Annotated in this window: 19 protein-coding genes; 5 read left to right on the top strand and 14 right to left on the bottom strand. The window is 57.7% G+C overall.

Annotated elements, in window-relative coordinates; genetic code table 11:
• Positions 1-124 precede the first annotated feature (124 nt).
• The 12 genes from ACGS9J_RS20860 to ACGS9J_RS20805 all read right to left on the bottom strand — a co-directional run bounded on the left by ACGS9J_RS20860 (position 125) and on the right by ACGS9J_RS20805 (position 12,433).
• Positions 125-823: an RluA family pseudouridine synthase gene (locus ACGS9J_RS20860; RefSeq protein WP_442232670.1), complete on the bottom strand. Its 699-nt coding sequence runs from the start codon at positions 821-823 to the stop codon at positions 125-127.
• A 136-nt stretch (positions 824-959) separates the two neighbouring features.
• Positions 960-1,661: an L-ribulose-5-phosphate 4-epimerase gene (gene araD, locus ACGS9J_RS20855; protein ID WP_442232669.1), complete on the bottom strand. Its 702-nt coding sequence runs from the start codon at positions 1,659-1,661 to the stop codon at positions 960-962.
• The gene (locus ACGS9J_RS20850) at positions 1,655-2,515 is read right to left on the bottom strand and encodes an L-ribulose-5-phosphate 3-epimerase (RefSeq protein WP_442232668.1); all 861 of its coding nucleotides are present in this window, start codon (positions 2,513-2,515) and stop codon (positions 1,655-1,657) included. The genes araD and ACGS9J_RS20850 overlap by 7 nt, the downstream gene beginning before the upstream one ends.
• A gap of 1 nt (position 2,516) precedes the next feature.
• Positions 2,517-3,173: a 3-keto-L-gulonate-6-phosphate decarboxylase UlaD gene (gene ulaD, locus ACGS9J_RS20845; protein ID WP_442232667.1), complete on the bottom strand. Its 657-nt coding sequence runs from the start codon at positions 3,171-3,173 to the stop codon at positions 2,517-2,519.
• A 9-nt stretch (positions 3,174-3,182) separates the two neighbouring features.
• Positions 3,183-4,661, bottom strand: a complete 1,479-nt coding sequence (locus tag ACGS9J_RS20840; RefSeq protein WP_442232666.1) for an FGGY-family carbohydrate kinase — start codon at positions 4,659-4,661, stop codon at positions 3,183-3,185.
• On the bottom strand, positions 4,661-5,956 hold the full coding sequence (locus tag ACGS9J_RS20835; protein ID WP_442232665.1) for an MFS transporter: 1,296 nt from the start codon (positions 5,954-5,956) through the stop codon (positions 4,661-4,663). The genes ACGS9J_RS20840 and ACGS9J_RS20835 overlap by 1 nt, the downstream gene beginning before the upstream one ends.
• Before the next feature lie 120 nt (positions 5,957-6,076).
• The gene (locus tag ACGS9J_RS20830; protein ID WP_442232664.1) at positions 6,077-6,547 is read right to left on the bottom strand and encodes a YhcH/YjgK/YiaL family protein; all 471 of its coding nucleotides are present in this window, start codon (positions 6,545-6,547) and stop codon (positions 6,077-6,079) included.
• Positions 6,548-6,560: 13 nt separating this feature from the next.
• Positions 6,561-7,559: a 3-dehydro-L-gulonate 2-dehydrogenase gene (gene yiaK, locus ACGS9J_RS20825; RefSeq protein WP_442232663.1), complete on the bottom strand. Its 999-nt coding sequence runs from the start codon at positions 7,557-7,559 to the stop codon at positions 6,561-6,563.
• A gap of 257 nt (positions 7,560-7,816) precedes the next feature.
• On the bottom strand, positions 7,817-8,677 hold the full coding sequence (locus ACGS9J_RS20820; protein WP_442232662.1) for an SMP-30/gluconolactonase/LRE family protein: 861 nt from the start codon (positions 8,675-8,677) through the stop codon (positions 7,817-7,819).
• An 11-nt stretch (positions 8,678-8,688) separates the two neighbouring features.
• The gene (locus tag ACGS9J_RS20815) at positions 8,689-9,789 is read right to left on the bottom strand and encodes an ABC transporter substrate-binding protein (RefSeq protein ID WP_442232661.1); all 1,101 of its coding nucleotides are present in this window, start codon (positions 9,787-9,789) and stop codon (positions 8,689-8,691) included.
• A 15-nt stretch (positions 9,790-9,804) separates the two neighbouring features.
• The gene (locus tag ACGS9J_RS20810; RefSeq protein WP_442232660.1) at positions 9,805-10,887 is read right to left on the bottom strand and encodes an ABC transporter permease; all 1,083 of its coding nucleotides are present in this window, start codon (positions 10,885-10,887) and stop codon (positions 9,805-9,807) included.
• A complete protein-coding gene (locus tag ACGS9J_RS20805; protein ID WP_442232659.1) occupies positions 10,880-12,433 on the bottom strand; it encodes a sugar ABC transporter ATP-binding protein in 1,554 nt (517 codons plus the stop codon). Before ACGS9J_RS20805 ends, ACGS9J_RS20810 begins: the two co-directional genes overlap by 8 nt.
• 362 nt (positions 12,434-12,795) lie before the next feature.
• On the opposite strand from ACGS9J_RS20805, the gene ACGS9J_RS20800 reads away from it, so the two are divergent.
• From ACGS9J_RS20800 to ACGS9J_RS20790, 3 genes are all read left to right on the top strand, one after another.
• On the top strand, positions 12,796-13,614 hold the full coding sequence (locus ACGS9J_RS20800; protein ID WP_442232658.1) for an IclR family transcriptional regulator: 819 nt from the start codon (positions 12,796-12,798) through the stop codon (positions 13,612-13,614).
• Positions 13,615-13,736: 122 nt separating this feature from the next.
• A complete protein-coding gene (gene argO / locus ACGS9J_RS20795; protein ID WP_442232657.1) occupies positions 13,737-14,354 on the top strand; it encodes an arginine exporter ArgO in 618 nt (205 codons plus the stop codon).
• Between the two features lie 122 nt (positions 14,355-14,476).
• Positions 14,477-15,208, top strand: a complete 732-nt coding sequence (locus ACGS9J_RS20790) for an oxidative stress defense protein (RefSeq protein ID WP_442232656.1) — start codon at positions 14,477-14,479, stop codon at positions 15,206-15,208.
• Positions 15,209-15,258: 50 nt separating this feature from the next.
• Here the strand turns inward: ACGS9J_RS20790 and ACGS9J_RS20785 are convergent, their stop codons facing one another.
• Positions 15,259-16,152, bottom strand: a complete 894-nt coding sequence (locus ACGS9J_RS20785) for a LysR family transcriptional regulator ArgP (RefSeq protein ID WP_012146627.1) — start codon at positions 16,150-16,152, stop codon at positions 15,259-15,261.
• 203 nt (positions 16,153-16,355) lie between these two features.
• Between ACGS9J_RS20785 and rpiA the strand changes: the two genes are divergently transcribed.
• On the top strand, positions 16,356-17,012 hold the full coding sequence (gene rpiA / locus ACGS9J_RS20780) for a ribose-5-phosphate isomerase RpiA (RefSeq protein WP_442232655.1): 657 nt from the start codon (positions 16,356-16,358) through the stop codon (positions 17,010-17,012).
• A 323-nt stretch (positions 17,013-17,335) separates the two neighbouring features.
• Complete coding sequence (gene serA / locus ACGS9J_RS20775) at positions 17,336-18,574, top strand: phosphoglycerate dehydrogenase (RefSeq protein WP_442232654.1); 1,239 nt, start codon at positions 17,336-17,338, stop codon at positions 18,572-18,574.
• A 193-nt stretch (positions 18,575-18,767) separates the two neighbouring features.
• Here the strand turns inward: serA and ACGS9J_RS20770 are convergent, their stop codons facing one another.
• Entirely contained in the window at positions 18,768-19,376 is a 609-nt protein-coding gene (locus ACGS9J_RS20770) for a 5-formyltetrahydrofolate cyclo-ligase (protein WP_442232653.1), read from the bottom strand.
• Positions 19,377-19,392: the final 16 nt, after the last annotated feature.

Here is a 19,392-nt window from a genome sequence, read left to right as displayed (position 1 = left end):
GAACCCAAGCCGCTGTGGCTGGCATGGTATTGAAGCCCGAGTATACACCAGAGCCTGGGGCTTGCGGGGGATGCGCTGAGATTAGCCGTTCTGTTTCAGACAAAACGGCTTAAATACTCTGTTCTCAGAACGGGCAAGCATGGTGGGCTTCGATCTTCTCTGCGCTGACAGGGTGAACAAAATGCAGTTCACTGGCGTGCAGCATCAGCCGCGGTGTCCGTTCGGTACCGGGCAGCAGGCGGCCGCCATACAGGTCACAGCCCAAAATAGGGTGGCCCAATTGCTGACAGTGGATGCGCAATTGATGGGTGCGGCCGGTCTCCGGGATTAGCTGCACCCGCGTCACCGGCAATAACGTCCGGTCTTCCAATTCGTGATAAAAGCGCTCAATGACCTGATAGTGAGAGCGAGCAGGCTTGCCGTGAATGGCGCAAATCGACATCAGTGGGAATAGCGCCGGGTCTTTGGCAATCGCTGCGTCTATTACCCCTTCGTCGTCGGCCAGATGCCCGCACAGCAGTGCGCTGTACACTTTGGTGACCGTACGTTGGCTGAACTGTTGGCACAGGGCGGCGTTGATGGCCTTGTTGCGGGCAACCACCATCAGCCCGGAAGTCCCGAAATCCAGGCGGTGGACCAGGGTGCAACCGGGGAACAGTTGTACCAGCCGATGATGCACCGAATCGAGATTTTGCGGATTCTTCCCCGAGAGGCTGAGCAACCCAGTGGGTTTGTTGATCAGCACCAGACTCTCGTCCTGATAGAGAATCTCTATCTTTTCAAGGCACGGCGGGGCAATAAAGGTATCGATAATCTTGGACATCAGGTGACCCGGCGGGAGAGTGGGTGCGGATAATAACCAATTTTAAACTGGCAGGCGAATCCGGCTATTTCACCAGATACCCCAAGGCATCTGGTGAAGACGGTTGATACTGGAAAAGAGTTCCTGCCAACTCAGTCTACTGCCCGTAATAAGCATTCTTGCCGTGTTTGCGCAGGTAATGTTTATCCAGCAGTGCCGGTTGCATACTGTGGATCCCCGGTGTCAGTTGACGTGAAAAAATCCCCATATAGGCAATCTCTTCCAGCACCACTGCGTTGTGCACCGCGCCGTGCGCGTCCTTACCCCAGGCAAACGGCCCGTGCGAATTGACCAAGACCGCCGGAATGGCGTTCGGGTTGATGCCGCGGCGGCGGAAGGTGTCGATAATAACTTTGCCGGTTTCCAACTCGTAGTCATGCTCAATTTCGTCTTCGGTCATCAGGCGGGTACAGGGAATGGCACCGTAGAAGTAATCGGCGTGGGTGGTGCCCCAGGCGGGGATATCCAGTCCGGCCTGCGCCCAGATGGTGGCATGGCGTGAATGAGTGTGAACGATGCCGCCAATGTCGGCAAATTCACGATACAGCGCCAGGTGAGTGGCGGTGTCGGAAGAGGGCTTTTTCGTGCCCTCAAGGGTGTGGCCGTTGGCGAGATCGACCACCACCATATCCTCGGCGGTCATGTGTTCATACTCCACACCGGAAGGCTTGATCACCACCAGCCCGCGTTCGCGATCCACGGCGCTGACGTTACCCCAGGTGAAGGTCACCAGATTATGGCGCGGCAGGTCGAGATTAGCTTCCAGGACCTGTTGTTTAAGCTGCGGCAGCGTCAGCATGTCATACCCCCTTGTTGCATTTTTTGTTCGATCCAACGGCGTGCCTGCACGATCTCGGCCACCGGCTCTTCGGCTTTTTCGGTCCACATTTCAATCAGGAAAGCGCCGCGATAATTAAGCTGTTTCAAGGTGCGGAATACGGCGACAAAGTCGACGCAGCCCTCGCCAAAGGGGACGTCGCGAAACTGTCCCGGTGAGCTGTCGGTAACCGGATAGGTGTCTTTCAAATGGATGGCGGCGATACGGTCAATACCCAGCGCCAACTCCTGCGCCACGTCATTGCCCCAGGCGCTGAGATTGCCGACGTCCGGATATACCGTGAACCAGGGAGAGGCCAGGCAGGCATCCCACGCCTTCCATTTGCTGATGGAGTTCATAAAGGCGGTATCCATAATTTCCACCGCCAGCATCACCTGCGCGGCAGCGGCGCGTTCGACCGCCCATTGCATGCCTTCGGTGAAGCGGGCGAGGGTGCTCTCGTCCTGCTGCTCGTAATAGACGTCATAACCGGCGAGCTGAATGGTGCGGATGCCGACATCTTTTGCCAGTTGAATCGCCTGTTCCATCACCTCAAAGGCACGCTGACGCAGTGCATCGTCATGGCTGCCGAAGGGAAAGCGGCGATGACCGGACAGGCACATCGACGGGATGCTGATGCCGGTTTCCAGCATGGCGCTGACCAGCGACAGCCGTTGCTCCTTGCTCCAGTTCAGACGCGACAGCCGCTCGTCGCTTTCATCCACTGACATTTCGACAAAATCAAAACCGCAGGCCTTGGCCAGCGCCAGCCGTTCGGGCCAGGTCAGGTGCTTCGGCAAGGCTTTTTCATAAATTCCCAACGGGTGCTGACGCATATCAACTTCTCCAGATGTCATCAATGGCCGAACGGAACTGGCCGGCGGCAGCCAGCGGGTCGGCAGCCTCCGCCAGTGCTCTGCCGACGATAAAAGCGGTCACGGCGATGTCTTTAAACAGCGGTAAATCGGTCGGCGTGATACCGCCGGTCACCGACAATTCAATGCCCAGATCAGACAAGGCTTTCATCAGATCCAAATCTTGATGGCTCCAGGTTTGCCCGCTGGCCTGCGCGTCGCGGCCACGGTGGTAGATCGCCTGACGGATGCCGAGTGCACGCCACTGTCGGGCATCGTCCAATGTCCAGCGGCCAAACAGCTCAATCTGAATCTCCCCTTGGTGCTGTTGCGCCACTTCCAACGCGCTGGCCATGGTCGCCAACGGGGCGGCGCAGATGACCGTCATCCAGTTGGCGCCGTGGCTGAAGGCCTGCTGCGCCAGCGTGCCGCCGGCATCGGCCACTTTCAGATCGGCCACCAGCGTGTGATGCGGACAACGCTCGCGCAGTGCGCTCACCGCCTGGATACCGGCGCTGATGCATAAAATGGTGCCGGCTTCGATGATGTCGACGTGTGGCTGCAGGCGTTCCGCCGTCTGCAGAGCGGTATCCAACCGGGTGTGATCGAGCGCCAACTGCAGGCGCGGTTTATTGCTCATAAGATCTCCTCACTGCGCGGATTGCAGCATTTGCAGCGCCGCAATCAGCGCCTGATAACGTTGATGTTTTTTGCCGTAGGCCGCGCTTGCCGAGGCATCCGGCAGGACCCGTTCGATACGTGGCGCCAACTCGCGTTGGGCAGCGGTGAAATCGCTGAATGCGCCGCTGCCGACCATCGCCGCCATCGCCGCACCCAGGCAGCCGGTTTCTTCCACCTGCGGCAGCTCGACCGGCAGGCCGCTGACGTCGGCGAACATCTGCATCCAGGGGGCGGACTTGGCGGGACCGCCGGTGACGCGCAGGGCGGTTGCCGCCGGGAAGCGTTGCCGCATACGGTTGAGGTGAGTCATATGGCAGAACACCACGCCTTCGTAGATCGCCTGCACCAGGTGTTCGCGCTGGTGGAAAGCCTGCAGGCCGTGGAAGCTGGCGCTCAGGCCCAGTCCGGCATTGGAGCCGTACAGGAAGGGCACGAACAGCAGGCTGCTGTCGGCCTTCGGCAGCGCCGCTACCCAGTCATTGAGTTGGCCGTAGTCCTGCAGGTCCCATTGGCGGCAGAACCATTCCAGGTTGGCGGCGGAGGTGGGGCTGGCTTCGTGCACGATGTATTTACCGGCCTCGGCATGGCGGCCATAAACGAAGGGGTGATCGAACCCCTCGGTAATGCTGTCGGTGATACCGCTGGTGACAGACCAGGTGCCCATCACCGCATTGAGTCGCGTTTCGTCCCGCAACCCGGCACACAGGGCGGTGGACACAACGTCGAACAGTCCGCCAACCACCGGCGTACCTGCCACCAGTCCGGTTGCCGCCGCTGCGGCAGCGGTGACTCGCCCGGCGATTTCGGCGGAACCGACGATCGGCGGCAGCGCGGGCATGATGTCGCCAATGCCCAGCAGTTGGGCCAGCGCCGGGTCATAGCGACCGTCGGCCATTTGATAAAGATTGGATTCGGAGATATTGGTCTCTTCACAGGCCAGTTCGCCGGTCAGGCAGTAGCGCAGGTAATCGTGCGCCATCAGCACGCTGCCAATCTGGCGGTAGCGTTCCGGCTGGTGTTGCCTGAGCCAACGCAGCAATGACACCGGGTGACCGGTCCACAGCGTTTGTCGGGTCTGCGGATACAAAGCCTGCGGCACGCCCTGTTTCTGCCACTCCAGTACCTGCGCCAATGCGCGTTGATCGGAAGACAGCATGGCGTTACCCAGCGGCTGCCCTTGCTTGTCCAACAGAAACGCCCCTTTGCCCTGCGCCGAAATGCCTATGGCCTGAATATCACCGGCGGCGATGTTGTTGCGGACCAGCACTTCGCGGATCACCTCGGCGGCGGTGCGCCACAGCTCAGGCATATCGCGTTCCGCCCAGCCGGGCTGCGGCGCGATAATCTCCAGATTGCGACGGGCAATATCCAGCTCTGTGCCCCGGCGGTCATACAGCCCGGCCTTGATAAAGGTGCCGCCGCAGTCCAACCCCAGCCAATATTCCATTATTCAGCCCCCGCTTTTTGGTCGCATTTGTTCGGCAGCATCAGTGCCAACACCGAAGCGATGGCCAGCGACACCGCCAGGCTGTAAACGCCGACGTCCTTGCTGAACAGGCTGATCAATACGCCGACCATGTACGGGCCGCAGAAGCCGCCGAGGTTGCCGAGCGCATTGATCACGCCGCGTGCACCGCCGGCCACTTCGGCGTTAAACAGTTTGGGGGGAATGGTCCAGAACACCCCGGCGGCGGCCTGAATGAAGACGCCGCAGCCGACCAGTGCCGCGTAAGACCACCAGATGTGATCCTTTAACAGCACCGACAGCGCCATGCAGATGGCGAAGCAGGCCAGCGGCAGTGCGACGAACACTTTGCGCTTGCCGGTGCGATCGGACAGGGTGGAGATGATCAGCATGCCGAAGATGGCGCCGAGATAGGGCAGGATCGCCAACATACCGACCTGCTCCATATTGCCGTTGGTCAGCCCCTTGAGAATGGTCGGCAGCCACAGGGTGTAGCCGTAGATCCCGGTTTGGTAGAAGAAGTTCACCATGATCAACTGCCACATGATCTTGTCGCCCAGCACCCGGCGCAGCGAGGCGTTACGCACCGTTTTGCCTTTGATCAGCAGTTGTTCGTCATGCAACGTTTTGATCAGGTAGTCTTTCTCTGCCGGTGAAATCCACTTGGCCTCCTGCGGGCGGTTGCTGATAGTGAAATACCACAGCGCCATCACCACCAGCGACAGTGCGCCTTCAACCAGGAACAGCATGCGCCAGTCCCAGGCGGTGATGATCCAGCCGGACAGCGGTGCGGTGAGAATACCGGCGATGGGTACGAACATAATGACGATGGCGTTGGCGCGGCCGCGTTCTTTGTCCGGGAACCAGTTGCTGATCATGGTCAGCACCACCGGCAGCATGCCGCCTTCGGAGACGCCCAACGCGAAGCGCAGGAACAGCAGTTGATACTGGTTGCTGACCAGCCCGGTCAGTATCGAAATCACTGCCCAGGCCAGCAGCGACCAGCCGATGAATTTCTTGCCGTTGCCGTATACCGCCAGCTTGCCGCCCGGCACCTGCAGGAACAGATAGCCAATAAAGAAGATACCGCCGGCCAGACCGGCCATCGAGGCGGTGATGCCGAGTTCATCGTCCATGCCGCCGGGCATGGCGAAGGCGATATTCACCCGGTCCATATAGGAGATGATGCAGGTAATAAGAATAGGCGGCACTATTCTCAGCCAGCGTAATTTGGGAATCACCTGGCTGCGGCTAACGGAAACAGAGGCTGTATTCATCTATACACCTTTCAATATTCTGTAGGGTCGGGCTTTATTGTTTTGGTTTGTGTTGGGCACAAGGGGGCCCGCACCGGCCCGAGGACCGGTGTTTTTTCCTGGTTATTTATTGGCTGCTAATCAGGTGCTAAACAGCGCCAGCGGTATTTTCACTACCACTTTGCGAATATCGCCGGGGTGTTGGTTAATGCAGGCCGGACGATGGACATCCTGCGGGAAAAATACCGCAAAATTACCGGGCTGCATGGTTAACCAGGATTCCTCCGCGACGTCCTGATAAAAAATAATGTCGCGCTGCGCCAGTAAATCCTGATGGATCTGGTTAGTGCCGAGATCCGCGGCCACACCGATCAATTCGGTGCCGCTGACCAGAAACTGCACGTCGACGTTTTCCCGGTGCACCTCCGGCCGCAGATCGCTCGGCTGGTGGGTCTGCAGATCCAGCACCTGTACCACGTAGCCGGTGGCAGGATCCTGATACCGTCCGGCGGGCAGGGCGCTGAAATCGGTGCTTTGCAGATAGGCGATGGCGTGGGCCACCGGCGCCGGGTATTGTTCCGGCGAAGTATGGGCAATATGGCCGAATATCATGGTGTCTCTCCTGTTACAGCGCCTGAATGCGCGCCCAAACGCGTTCATCCACGGGAATGCCGTCGCGCATGTTTTCCGCGTGAATACCTGGGAATTTATGGCCCGGCAGGCGGATGGCCACTTCCGGGTTATCGCGTTCGGCGCGGGTGATGTAGTCCATGATGCGCTGCAGTTTGGCATCGCGGGTGACACCGTCGATCAGCCGTTCGATCTCAATGGCGATAAAGACCTGCGAAATGCCGTACTCCTCGCGGTTGTCTTCGGTTATTTCCGCTACCGAGGATCCGCCGGACAGCAGGGTGGCGATCATGTCCAGCACGATCGACAATGCGGATCCTTTCCAGTAGCCCATCGGCAAGATGCGTTGGTTCTCTTCAATGGTGGCGGGATCGCGCGTCAGTTGACCGTCGTTGTCGAAGCCGCCGTCCACCGGCAGTGTTTTGCCTGCCAGCCGGTTCAGCTCCAATGCGCCGTAGGAGAACATCGACATCGACATATCCACCATGGTGATGGGATTGCCCGGCACCGCGACAATCAGCGGGTTGGTACCGATCCGGCACTCTTTAGCACCCCAGGGCGGCATGACGGCGATCGAGTTGGTCCAGCAGATGCCGATATAGCCTTTTTCCGCCGCCTGCCAGCCAAAGCCCCCACCGCGCATCCAGTGGTTGGCATTGCGCAGCGCCACCAGACCTATGCCGTGGCTGTCGGCTAGCTGCATGGCGCGATCCATCATCCGACGCGCCGTAAGGTTGCCGATACCCTGATGCGCGTCCCACTGTTCAATGGCACCCAGTGACAACAGTTTGCTGGGCTTGGCGTCCGGCACGATATCACCGGCGTCCAACTGTTGAATAAAGCGCGGGAAACGGTTAACGCCGTGGGAGTAAACGCCGTTGGCGGAGGTGTCTGCGAACATGCCCGCACAGTCATCGGCGGTGGCTTCCGCCACGCCCCGCGACAGCAGCACGCGTTTGAATTGCTGTTTCAGATCGGTGTAACTCACTCTCATGCTGGTTCTCCGCTACGGCGCATTTGTTTGTTTTATGTTCTTTAAATTTCAACATGTGAAATCAAATTTCAAATAAATGCTATACCTGCGGCTACCCTAAGTCAAAGCCAGGGAGGAGAAAGTTATTTATATAAAACAGATGGTTAAATTAATCTGGTGGTTTTGTGATCGGTGGCACGTTTTTGACCATTGGCGTGCTTCAGACGTGAAAAAGCAGAGCAGGACGGGGCCGCTCTGCGGTCACTTTTTTTGGCTCATTATCCTTGTTTATTCAGTATCTTGCGGTATAACGAGGTGGTGGCGGTAATGTACAACTCATTGCCGTCCGGCCCGCCGAACGTGCAGTTGGAAACCCGTTCCGGCACCTCAATCTTGCCGAGCTGTTTTCCCTGGCTGTTGAAGATCAGTACGCCGTCGGCGCAGCTGCAAAAAATGTTTCCGGCCTCATCGACACAAAAGCCGTCCGGGAAGCCCGGGGCTACGGTGGCGAAACGTCGTCCGGCGTTCAGTTCGCGCCCGTCGACCTCATACACCCGCAGCTCGCTGCGGCCCAGGGTTGGGAAATCGACGATCGACATGTCCGCGACATACAGCCGAGATTCATCCGGCGAGAATGCCAGGCCGTTAGGACGTTGCAGGTCACTGGCCGCGATGTTCAGCGAGCCGTCGCGCGGATCAAAGCAGTAAAGGTAGCAGCCGATAACCTGGCTTTCCGACTTGTAACCTTCTTCGTCACCGGTAATGCCGTAAGGCGGATCGGTAAACCAAAGGGTGCCGTCGGAACGCACCACCAGGTCGTTGGGGGAGTTGAAACGCTTGCCGTCAACGCGATCGACCAGCATCTGCACCTCTCCGTCGTTTTCGGTTCGGCTGATGCCGCGTCGCCCATGCTCGCAACTGATCACTCGTCCTTCGGCATCACGCGCGTTGCCGTTGGCGTAATGCGACGGGGATCGCCACAGACTCAGCTCCCCCTGTCGCGACCAGCGGAACATGCGGTTGCCTTTCACATCGCTGAACACCACCGCATCCTGCAGAGGCAGCCACACCGGCCCCTCGGCCCAAATGGCCGGAGAACACAGGCGTTCGAGCGGCGAGCCCACCCTCAGTTGGTTCATGTTGACCTCCGCTACTTCACGCCCCAAATGGCTTTGTAATGGCCCTGATAATCATTCTGCGGGTCATACAGGTTGCTGGTGCCGCCGTCGGCGGTGATATTATCGCGGGTCACCAGGTGCGCCGGGGTAACGTAGCCGGAAGGAGGCTGTTTGGCGAAGGCGCGGTTGAACTCATCCAGCAGTTGCCAGCCGTGCAATTTGAGCGGTTCCGGTACCGTGGCTGACTGGCTGCCGCCGGAGCGAATACGCTGGTAGGCAGAGATCGAACCGTCGCCGGCGGAAATGCTGTAGGGCGCATGGGGGCCGCCTTTGCCGGCGGTTTTCAGGGCCGGTGCCATGAAATCAAAATACAAATCGTTGATCGCCAGCGCGTACTGGAACTGATCGCCGTATTTTTGCAGCAGGCTGAAGGTCATGGTCGGCATGCGGTTGGCGGTATCCGCCAGCGGGGTATCGATGAATTCAACCACCTTGCAGCCGCTGCATTTGCCGATCTCCTCTTTCATCACGTTGGCCTTGTCCAGCGCGATTTGGTACAGCGAATCGGTGAAGATCAGCACGCTGGCTTTGCCGCCGGACTGCACCACGGCATATTGGGCGGCAATGCGCGCCACTTCGTTAGAGTCGGAGGTGACGTTATAAAACACGTTGTATTTGGCGATAGGCCCCGGCTCCGGCACCGCGTGCCAGGCCGTCAGCACTATGCCTTGCTGAATAGCTTTTTTCAGCGGGATCTTGGCGACGTTAGGGTTCCAGCCACCGATCACGATGCCGTCCGGCTTCTGGGCGATGGCCTGATTGAGCGATGCCAGCTGATCTTTCACCGAGCCGCCGCCGTCGAGGGTTTCCAGCTTCCAGCCCGCGGCTTTCGCCGCTTCGCTCAGCCCTTCCTGCACCCCTTGCACACCGCCGTTTTTCATGTCCGAAGCGATAAAGATGATTTTCTTGTTGGCTTGCAGCTGTGGCCCGCTGGTGGGGCCGTCCCACTGAGTCACGCTGGCAGTCGCCTTGGCGACCGCTGCGGTGGCCTGATCCAGATAGGCGTCGGCCCAGGCGGATGACGCAGCGCTGGCCAGCAGCAGGGTAGTCGGTAATATCCAAAGACGTTTCATTCGGTGCACTCCTGGTTAAGGATTGATCGCTTTTTGGTTATTTTTATCAGCCGTAGCGGCTGGGCTGCGTTGTACCGCTTTTTGATTGAGTAACCGGCGGCGTTGGGCATAGCCGGCCAAGGTGATCGACAGCAACAGCGTCGCGCCGTTGAACAGCGGTTCGACCCAGAATTCGCCGCCGAACTGTTGGATACCGGCGATGCCGATAGCCAGAATGGCGATGCCGACCACGGTGCCCCAGACGTTAACCCGGCCCGGGCGAATGGTGGTGCTGCCGAGGAAAGCGCCGACCAGCGCCGGCAGCAGGTAGTCCATGCCGACGCTGGCCTGACCAACGCCCTGCTCGGCGGCGATCAGTACGCCGCTAAAGCCGGTCAGCACGCTGGAGGCGATAAAGGCGCCGATGGTGAAGCGATTGACCGAGATGCCGTTCAGCCGTGCCGCTGCCGGATTGCCGCCCACGGCGTACATGCAGCGGCCAAGAGGGGTGTGTTCGGTGATCAACCACAGCACCACTGCGACGATCAGCACGTAGAATGCCACGATCGGGATCCCGCCGATCTCGGTATGGTGCAGGGCGATGAACGCATCCGGCAGATCGCCGACGATCTGCCTCCCGCCGGAGTGCCACAGGGCAATGGCATACAACACGGTGCCGGATCCGAGCGTGGCAACGAAGCTGTCGATGTCCGCCAGTGCCACCAGAATGCCGTTCAGCAGGCCGTACAGAGCGGAAAGGGCCAGCACCGTCAGCACCGCCATCTGCCACGAAAAGCCGTATTCCACCTGCAGGGTGATGGCCAGGATATGCCACAGCACGATGCCGAAACCGACGTTAAGGTCAATTTTGCCGACGATCATCGGGATGGTCGCCGCCAGTGCCAGCAGCGCAATTTTGGCTTTGCTGGAGAGGATTGCTTGCAGCGTCAGCATCGAGGCGAAAGACGGCGCGATCAGTGAAAACAGCACCACCAGTGCAATACACAACAGCAACAGGCCGTAGCGGGTGAGAACCTGCATCAGCCACGGGCCGGCACCGTCCTGCGACAGGCTGACTCGCTGCTCCAGCGCCGTTGATTTAACAGATGTTTTAGACATGGCCTACCTCAGATTCTAACATTGTCGCGAGGGGTTCCCCGGAGCTGGCGGAGGCCAGTTCCAATAAGTTGGCGAATGACACCTGCTGGTTTTTCAGCTCGCCGACCACTTTTCCCCGGTTGAACACCAGTGCGCGGTTGCAGATATGAGCGATCTCTTCAAAGTCATTGGAGATCACCAATACCGCCACGCCCTCCGCCAGGGATTTATTTAACAGATGGTAGATTTCCGCCCGGGCCCCTACGTCTACACCGGCGGTGGGATCTTCCAGGATCAGCAACGGGGCACCGAGGTGCATCCAGCGGGCCATCACTACCTTTTGCTGGTTACCGCCGGACAGGGCGCTGATATCGATATTGACGTCCTTGGGCCGTACGTCGAACAACTGCACTTTCCACCAGCTGGCACCGATTTCGGCCCGGGGGCTATAGCGGGAAAGCAGCTTGTGGCCGCTGGCGCAGGGGTTGATAAACAGGTTTTCACGCACACTCATCGACATCACCAGGCTTTCGCCGGTACGGTCACCCGCCACCAGCGAAACGCCGCAGGCCATGGCTTGCTGAGGGGTGGCGGCGGTATAGGGTTGGTCGCGAAAGCGGATTTCGCCCTCGTCGGCATGACGCAGGCCGAACAGCAAGCGGCCGATTTCTTCCTGACCGGCACCGCGCAGGCCGGCCAGCGCCAGCATTTCTCCGGGCTGCAGGTTAAAACTGACCGGACCGATATCGCCCACAGTGACGTTATTGAGCTGCAGCACCGGCGGTTGATTCTCCGGCAAGGGTTCGCGCTGATCGTCCGCCATCGCTTCGCCGACGATCATTTGCACCAGATCCCGTAGCGAATAGTCGGCGGTATTGCCGCCCGCCACATAGTGCCCATCGCGCATAACGCACACCCGGTCGGCAATCTCGATCACTTCGTCCAGCCGGTGAGTGACGTAAATCATGCCGACCTTTTTGTTGCGCAGCCGGCTAATCACTGCAAATAGGTGGCGCACGTCGTTGGCGGGCAGCGAGGCGGTGGGTTCATCCAGCACCAGCAGTTCGGCGTTAACGGCGACGGCACGGGCGATCGCCAGCAGCGATTTTTCGGTGCGCGACAGTTCGAACACTCTGGCGTCGGGATCCAGTGCTATACCGACATCCTGCAGCGCCTGGACGGCGCGGCGGCGAATGGCACGCCAGTCGATCAGGCCAAAGCGACGCGGGAATCCCATCACCAGCGCCATGTTTTCCGCCACCGTCATCCATTCGATCAACCCGAGATCCTGATGAATAAAGGCGATAGGCTGGCGGCTGTCACTTTTTATCGCTGCGGCGGAGGCTATGCTGGCTCCCTGAAACTGAATGTCACCCCCGTCACGCGGGTACACCCCTGCCAACACTTTGATCAGGGTCGATTTGCCTGCGCCATTTTCACCCAGCAGGGCCAGTACTTCACCCGGCATCACCTGCAGGCTGACGTCATTCACCGCGACGTTGCCGCCAAAGCGCTTAACAATATGGCTGAGGGTCAGAATGGGTTGTTCCGCATTCTTTGGTGTCATTTTATGCGCCCCTGGTAGTTGCATACGCGATCGTTGTAATGCTTTTTGGTGTTTATATCGCCCTTAAATTTCAATATGCGAAATTCAGTTTCAAAAATAATATGCCGATCGCCGATCTAAAGCAAAGCCAGACGTGTTTTAATTATTGTTTTAAAACAAATGGTTATTTATCTCTTTGCGGAATTGTGACGGACAACTCACTTCGAGAGTTAGCAGAATGTTGCGCATTTTTAACCTGCTGCTGACAATGAAACGGCGTTCCGTCTTCACCTGATGCGGGCCTTGGGGTAACATTCCCGGCAAAGAGCCCGTTTACCACGCCGTGGCGTTGGCTGGCGGCTCGACACTGGAGAAATTGCGCTATGAGCCTGAAAGCTGTCGACGAGAAAGATGACAAGAAAGACAAACCCTTGGGCAGCCAAAGCCTGTTCCGCGGTTTGCAACTGATTGAGATCCTGAGCAACTTCCCTAACGGCTGCCCCCTGGCGCACCTGTCTGAGCTGGCCGGCATGAACAAAAGTACCGTCCATCGCCTGTTGCAAGGGCTGCATACCAGCGGTTATGTGACTCAGGCGCCGTCGCCCGGCAGTTATCGCCTGACCACCAAGTTCATTTCTGTCGGCCAGAAGGCGCTTTCCTCGTTGAATATTATCCATGTTGCCGCGCCGCATCTGGAGCAGCTCAATCTGGAGGTCGGGGAGACGGTGAACTTCTCCAGCCGTGAAGATGACCACGTTATCTTGATCTACAAGCTGGAACCGACCACCGGCATGATGCGCACCCGGGCCTATATTGGCCAGCATATGCCGCTGTACTGCTCGGCGATGGGCAAGATTTTTATGGCCTACGGCAACAGCGATTACCCGGACCACTACTGGCAGACCCATCAGCATGAGATCCAGACGCTGACGCGCAATACCATTACCGAATTGCCGAAGATGTACGAGGAGTTGGCTGACATCCGTAAGCAGGGCATGGCGATGGATCGCGAAGAGAATGAGCTGGGGGTGTCCTGCGTGGCCGCACCGGTGTTTGATATTCAGCAGCGGGTACCCTACGCGGTATCGGTCTCGTTACCGACCGCCAAACTGCAGCAAATCGGCGTTAAAGCCTTGATTAAACCGGTGCTGGCGACCGCACAGCGGATTTCTCAGGAGCTGGGTTTTGTTATTCCAGCCTGATTATTAGTGTTGCTGATAGTTGATTAGAAATATCAATTTCACCTAATAATTTTTTCCTCCTATGATGCGCGTGTTGTCCGACACGCGCCGCTGACCGGCGCACTCTTTCTGTGAGGAATACCATGCTTGCTGTCTTTTTGCAGGGCTTCGCCCTGAGCGCCGCGATGATCCTGCCGCTGGGCCCGCAAAATGTTTTTGTCATGAACCAAGGCATTCGCCGTCAGTATCATTTGATGGTCGCGTCGCTGTGCGCATTGAGCGATATCGTGCTGATCTGCGGTGGCATTTTTGGCGGTAGCGCTTTGTTGAGCCGTTCGCCGCTGCTGCTGGCTTTGGTCACCTGGGGCGGAGTAGCCTTTCTATTGTGGTACGGTTGGGGCGCGTTTCGCACCGCGTTCAGCCGACACTTGGCATTGGCAACCGCCGAGGAACTGAAGCAGAGTCGCTGGCGGCTGGTGGTGACCATGCTGGCGGTGACCTGGCTGAACCCGCATGTTTATCTCGATACTTTTGTGGTGCTGGGCAGCCTGGGCGGGCAACTGGCGCCGGACGTACGTTCCTGGTTTGCGCTGGGAGCGGTAAGCGCCTCGATCCTTTGGTTCTTTGCGCTGGCGCTGTTGGCTTCCTGGCTGGCACCCTGGTTGAAAACCCAAATGGCGCAGCGTGTCATCAATACGCTGGTCGGCGTGGTGATGTGGGGCATCGCATTGCAGTTGGCCTGGCAAGGCGCAAGTTTATAAGAATTTGTCACTAATCCGAATTCAAAAGCCCGCGCGATATGCTACGTTTGATGCCAAGGAACCGGCCGTTTTTCGTCGAGAAAGGCCGGTAATCAGTTACAGCCTGTCATCAAGGAGACTCTGTGAAGCTTAAAGCATTGGCTATGGCCGCAATGATTGGATTAGGGACATTACCACTGGCGCTGCAAGCGGCGGAAGTGCCGGAAGGGCCGCACGTGGTGACCTCTGGCACATCAAGCGTTGATGCTACTCCAGATATCGCCACCCTGGCGATCGAGGTCAGCGTCTCTTCCAAAGACGCCGCACAGGCTAAGAAGCAGGTCGATGAGCGCGTAGCGCAATATTTTGATTTCCTGCAGAAAAACGATATCGAGAAGAAAGATATCAGCGCCGCTAACCTGCGCACCCAGCCGGAATACGATTACCTGAAAACCGGTGAGTCGGTGCTGAAAGGCTACCGTGCGGTACGTCAGGTGCAGGTTACGCTGCGCCAGCTGGATAAGTTGAATGGGCTGCTGGACGGTGCGTTGAAGTCTGGTCTCAATGAGATCCGCGCCGTTGAGTTGGGCGTGGCAAAACCGGATGTGTACCGCGAGCAGGCACGTCAGAAGGCGATCGAGAACGCTACGCAGCAGGCGGCTTCATTGGCGAAAGGCTTTAACGCCAAGCTGGGGCCGGTTTACAGCATTCGTTACCACGTCGCCAACTACCAGCCGATGCCGGTAGCGCGCATGTATAAATCGGCGGGTGCCGCAGCGGAAAGTGACGCGGCGCAAACCTACGAACAGCAGAGCATTCACTTTGACGATCAGGTCGATGTGGTGTTTGAACTGCAGCGCAACGCGGCGCAATAACACAGGCCGTTTTCAGTAAAAAAGGTTCGCTACGGCGAACCTTTTCCATTTTAGTCCTGACGAAGAACCTGGCGACCATGCTCCAGCAGGGCGTCGGTCACTTTACGCATCATGCGACTTTCCGGCGCGAAGCGGTGCCAGAACAGCATGCGGCGTTGGAACAAGCCCGGCGTCAGGTCGATCAGCTCGCCTGAAGCCAACTCTTTCTCAATCTGCAGATGCGGGATCATACAGCAGGTGGTGCCCTGGCGTGCCAACTGTACGAAGGCTTCCGATGAGTTCACGATATGGCAGGGAACGCTGCCCGGCGACAGATCAAAGTTCTGCTGCAGGAAAGCCTGGTGCATATCGTCGAGGTGGTCGAACGCCACCGCCGGTGCTTTCAGTAGCGCGGAGCGTGTCACGCCGTTCGGGAAGTAGCGCTCGGCAAAACCTTTCGAGGCGACAAACAGATAATCCAGCGCGCCCAATTGGTCCACCAGGCAGCTTGGCAGCGGCTGCGGCTGAATACTTACCGCACCTACCACTTCACCGCGTCGCAGGCGTTCCTGAGTCCGCGTTTCGTCTTCCACCTGCAAGTTCAGGCGGATAGGGGAGTCCGTCAGCACCGGTTTCAACGCCGGCAACAGCCAGGTGGCCAGACTGTCGGCGTTGACCGCCAGCGACAGCAGCAACGGCGTATCGATGCCGGTGTCGTTACCCAGCCACTCTTCTTCCAGTAGCTCCACTTGGTGCAGCAGTGCCAGCAATTTTTGACCTTGTTCAGTCGGACGTGGCGGCACGGTACGCACTAGCAGCGGTTGGCCGAACAGGTTTTCCAACTGCTTAATGCGCTGGGATACTGCCGATTGGGTGATACAAAGTTTTTGCGCGGCGCGCTCAAAGCCGCGCTCACGGATCACCGCGTCCAGCGCTTGCAGCGTTCGATAGTCTGGGCGTTTCATCGGAAAGATATCCCTTACAGTAAATTGATACAGGCACTATGCCACATCTCTGGGGTTTTACAGGTGGAAAATCACCGTGCGGCTTTACCGCGACGCGCCTAAAAATGCGGCTTAGGGTGAAGAAGTGTGATCCTGCCTGAGTGAAAAATAGCGATTTACCCTATAATACGCACACGTTTTCGTACAGAGGCAATGGACATATTATGACGCAGGATGAACTGAAAAAAGCGGTTGGCTGGGCAGCGCTGGATTACGTTACCCCAGGCACCATCGTCGGGGTTGGCACCGGCTCCACCGCCGCCCACTTTATTGACGCGCTCGGCTCGATCAAGCACCAGATCGAAGGGGCGGTGTCCAGCTCCGACGCCTCCACCGCCAAGCTGAAAAGCCTCGGTATTCACGTGTTCGACAGCAATGAAGTCGATTCGCTGGATATTTATGTCGATGGTGCGGATGAAATCAACCGCCAGATGCAAATGATCAAAGGCGGCGGCGCTGCGCTGACACGTGAAAAAATCATTGCCGCCATCGCGCGCAAGTTTATCTGCATCGTCGATTCCAGCAAACAGGTCGACGTGCTGGGCAAATTCCCGTTGCCGGTCGAAGTGATCCCGATGGCACGCTCCTACGTGGCGCGTGAATTGGTGAAACTGGGCGGTCTGCCGGAGTATCGCCAGAATGTACTGACCGATAACGGTAACGTGATCCTTGATGTGCATAACCTGAGCATCGTCGACGCCATTGCGCTGGAAAACAAAATCAACGGTATCGCCGGTGTGGTGACCGTCGGTTTATTCGCCAACCGCGGTGCCGATGTGGCGTTGGTTGGCACGCCTGAGGGCGTGAAGGTCGTCGAATAACCGGCTGTGTTGGTGGGGGCGTCGCCATGGCGCCCTCTGGAATACGATCTTGGATCCCAGCGGGCCGCATAATTCACTGGTTAAAATATCTTTTCTTTAAAACGCCAAATTTGGTGACATATGTCACATTGTCAGCGTTAGCTCCACAAAGCTTCTGTCTATTTCTTTCCCTTTGGCATTTTCTGCCAGAAACCGCCAACATCGCTGAGCCTTGTACTAACGGGCGGGCAATCGTTTGTATTGCCGCCCGCGTTATTTTTGTTATGTTGGATGCGTGCTGTTAACAACAGCCGCTTCTGAAGTCTGAACATAGGGTCGGGTAAATGGCAAAAGTATCATTGGAGAAAGACAGGATTAAATTCCTGTTGGTGGAAGGGGTGCATCAGAGCACGGTAGATAATCTGCTGGCAGCCGGATATACCAACATTGAATATCACAAAGGTGCGTTAGACACCGAAGCGCTTAAGGCATCCATCCGCGATGCTCACTTCGTCGGCATCCGATCGCGTACGCATCTGAGTGAAGAAGTTTTCGCTGCTGCAGAAAAGCTGGTGGCGGTAGGGTGTTTTTGTATCGGCACTAACCAGGTTGATCTGAAGGCGGCGACCAAACGCGGCGTTCCGGTGTTTAACGCACCTTTCTCTAATACCCGATCCGTGGCAGAAATGGTGCTGGGCGAACTGCTGCTGATGCTGCGCGGCATTCCGTCCGCCAATGCCAAGGCACACCGCGGCGAATGGCAGAAGCTGGCCGTGGGCTCGTTTGAAGCGCGTGGCAAAAAGCTGGGGATTATCGGCTACGGCCATATCGGCACCCAACTGGGCATCCTGGCCGAAGGCCTGGGCATGAAAGTGTACTTCTACGATATCGAGAACAAGCTGCCGTTGGGCAATGCCCAGCAGGTACGCCACCTGTCCGATTTGCTCAATATGAGCGACGTGGTGACGCTGCACGTGCCGGAAACCCCGTCGACCAAAAACATGATGGGTGCAGAGGAACTGGCGCTGATGAAGCCGGGCTCGATCCTGATCAATGCTTCGCGCGGCACGGTGGTGGATATTCCCGAACTGTGCAAGGTGCTGGCCAGCAAGCATTTGGCCGGTGCGGCGATCGATGTGTTCCCGGAAGAGCCGGCGACCAACAGCGAGCCGTTTAACTCACCGCTGTGCGAGTTTGACAACGTGATCCTGACCCCGCACATTGGCGGCTCTACTCAGGAAGCGCAGGAAAACATCGGTGACGAAGTGGCCGGTAAGCTGGCGAAATACTCCGACAACGGCTCGACCCTGTCGGCGGTCAACTTCCCGGAAGTGTCCTTGCCGGCACACGGGCCTAACTCCAGCCGCCTGCTGCACATCCATGAAAACCGTCCGGGCGTACTGACGCAGATTAACCAGATCTTCGCGGAAGAAGGGGTGAACATCGCCGCGCAGTATCTGCAAACCGGTCCGGAAATCGGCTACGTGGTTATTGATATCGAAGCGGAAACCGAACGTGCCGATGCCGCATTGCAACGCATGAAGGCGATTGCCGGTACCATCCGTGCCCGCTTGTTGTTCTGATTGAACGTGCTGTAACCAAAAGGCCGGATTTGTCCGGCCTTAGTCTGATGACAAACACCCGAAAAACGTGGTTTTCGGATGTTTGGGGTAAATCAGAAGATATAATCCTTTGTTTTTATTAACCCTCAGATCGGGACTTTTAACCGCAAAGGACTTTGTCAGCAATCTGAGGCCGGATTTATCCGGCCTTTTGCTATTTAACGATTTGCCATGCCCAATTCTGCGCAGGGGTCACGATTTCCGGCAGCGGAATATCCCAATGCTCCACCGGCACCCGTTCTACCTGCTGACAGTCATGCGCCAACCCGATGGGGTAGGGGCCGGTATGTTGCCAGTTTTGCAGGGTGCGATCGTAGAAACCTCCCCCCATCCCCAAACGCTGGCCTGTGCTGTCAAATGCCACCAACGGCGTCAATACCACGTCGAGCGAACTCAATGGCAGCACATGGCGCACGTCGAGTTGCGGTTCAAGAATATTGAAGCGGTTGTTAACCAGTGGCGTTTCGGGAGTGTAGTGCAGGAACAACAGATTACCGGGGCTGAACGGGTGCAGTACCGGCAGATAAACCTGCTTGCCTGACTGCCACAGGCGTTCAATCAGCGGACGGGTATTCAGCTCGCCATCGAACGACAAAAATACCGCTATGCTCTGCGCCGCCAGGATGCGCGGATGTGCCGCGATGCGTTCAGCTATCTGCAGGGCAAAATGATGTTGTTGTTCGGGCGTTAAGGCGCGTCTACGCTGACGGATTTGATTTCGGATGTTTTGCCGCTGCTGGGCATACCGGGTTTGAAAAGACATAATCAGCACACATACC

The sequence above is a fragment of the Serratia quinivorans genome, assembly GCF_052113645.1.
Classification (GTDB): Bacteria; Pseudomonadota; Gammaproteobacteria; order Enterobacterales; family Enterobacteriaceae; genus Serratia; species Serratia quinivorans_B.
This window is presented reverse-complemented; position numbering and strand designations above follow the sequence as displayed.

Excerpts from the sequence above, each read along its gene's own strand:
- ACGS9J_RS20860 (WP_442232670.1), bottom strand. The coding sequence starts at position 823 with ATGTCCAAGATTATCGATACCTTTATTGCCCCGCCGTGCCTTGAAAAG.
- araD (WP_442232669.1), bottom strand. The coding sequence starts at position 1,661 with ATGCTGACGCTGCCGCAGCTTAAACAACAGGTCCTGGAAGCTAATCTC.
- ACGS9J_RS20850 (WP_442232668.1), bottom strand. The coding sequence starts at position 2,515 with ATGCGTCAGCACCCGTTGGGAATTTATGAAAAAGCCTTGCCGAAGCAC.
- ulaD (WP_442232667.1), bottom strand. The coding sequence starts at position 3,173 with ATGAGCAATAAACCGCGCCTGCAGTTGGCGCTCGATCACACCCGGTTG.
- ACGS9J_RS20840 (WP_442232666.1), bottom strand. The coding sequence starts at position 4,661 with ATGGAATATTGGCTGGGGTTGGACTGCGGCGGCACCTTTATCAAGGCC.
- ACGS9J_RS20835 (WP_442232665.1), bottom strand. The coding sequence starts at position 5,956 with ATGAATACAGCCTCTGTTTCCGTTAGCCGCAGCCAGGTGATTCCCAAA.
- ACGS9J_RS20830 (WP_442232664.1), bottom strand. The coding sequence starts at position 6,547 with ATGATATTCGGCCATATTGCCCATACTTCGCCGGAACAATACCCGGCG.
- yiaK (WP_442232663.1), bottom strand. The coding sequence starts at position 7,559 with ATGAGAGTGAGTTACACCGATCTGAAACAGCAATTCAAACGCGTGCTG.
- ACGS9J_RS20820 (WP_442232662.1), bottom strand. The coding sequence starts at position 8,677 with ATGAACCAACTGAGGGTGGGCTCGCCGCTCGAACGCCTGTGTTCTCCG.
- ACGS9J_RS20815 (WP_442232661.1), bottom strand. The coding sequence starts at position 9,789 with ATGAAACGTCTTTGGATATTACCGACTACCCTGCTGCTGGCCAGCGCT.
- ACGS9J_RS20810 (WP_442232660.1), bottom strand. The coding sequence starts at position 10,887 with ATGTCTAAAACATCTGTTAAATCAACGGCGCTGGAGCAGCGAGTCAGC.
- ACGS9J_RS20805 (WP_442232659.1), bottom strand. The coding sequence starts at position 12,433 with ATGACACCAAAGAATGCGGAACAACCCATTCTGACCCTCAGCCATATT.
- ACGS9J_RS20800 (WP_442232658.1), top strand. The coding sequence starts at position 12,796 with ATGAGCCTGAAAGCTGTCGACGAGAAAGATGACAAGAAAGACAAACCC.
- argO (WP_442232657.1), top strand. The coding sequence starts at position 13,737 with ATGCTTGCTGTCTTTTTGCAGGGCTTCGCCCTGAGCGCCGCGATGATC.
- ACGS9J_RS20785 (WP_012146627.1), bottom strand. The coding sequence starts at position 16,152 with ATGAAACGCCCAGACTATCGAACGCTGCAAGCGCTGGACGCGGTGATC.
- rpiA (WP_442232655.1), top strand. The coding sequence starts at position 16,356 with ATGACGCAGGATGAACTGAAAAAAGCGGTTGGCTGGGCAGCGCTGGAT.
- serA (WP_442232654.1), top strand. The coding sequence starts at position 17,336 with ATGGCAAAAGTATCATTGGAGAAAGACAGGATTAAATTCCTGTTGGTG.
- ACGS9J_RS20770 (WP_442232653.1), bottom strand. The coding sequence starts at position 19,376 with ATGTCTTTTCAAACCCGGTATGCCCAGCAGCGGCAAAACATCCGAAAT.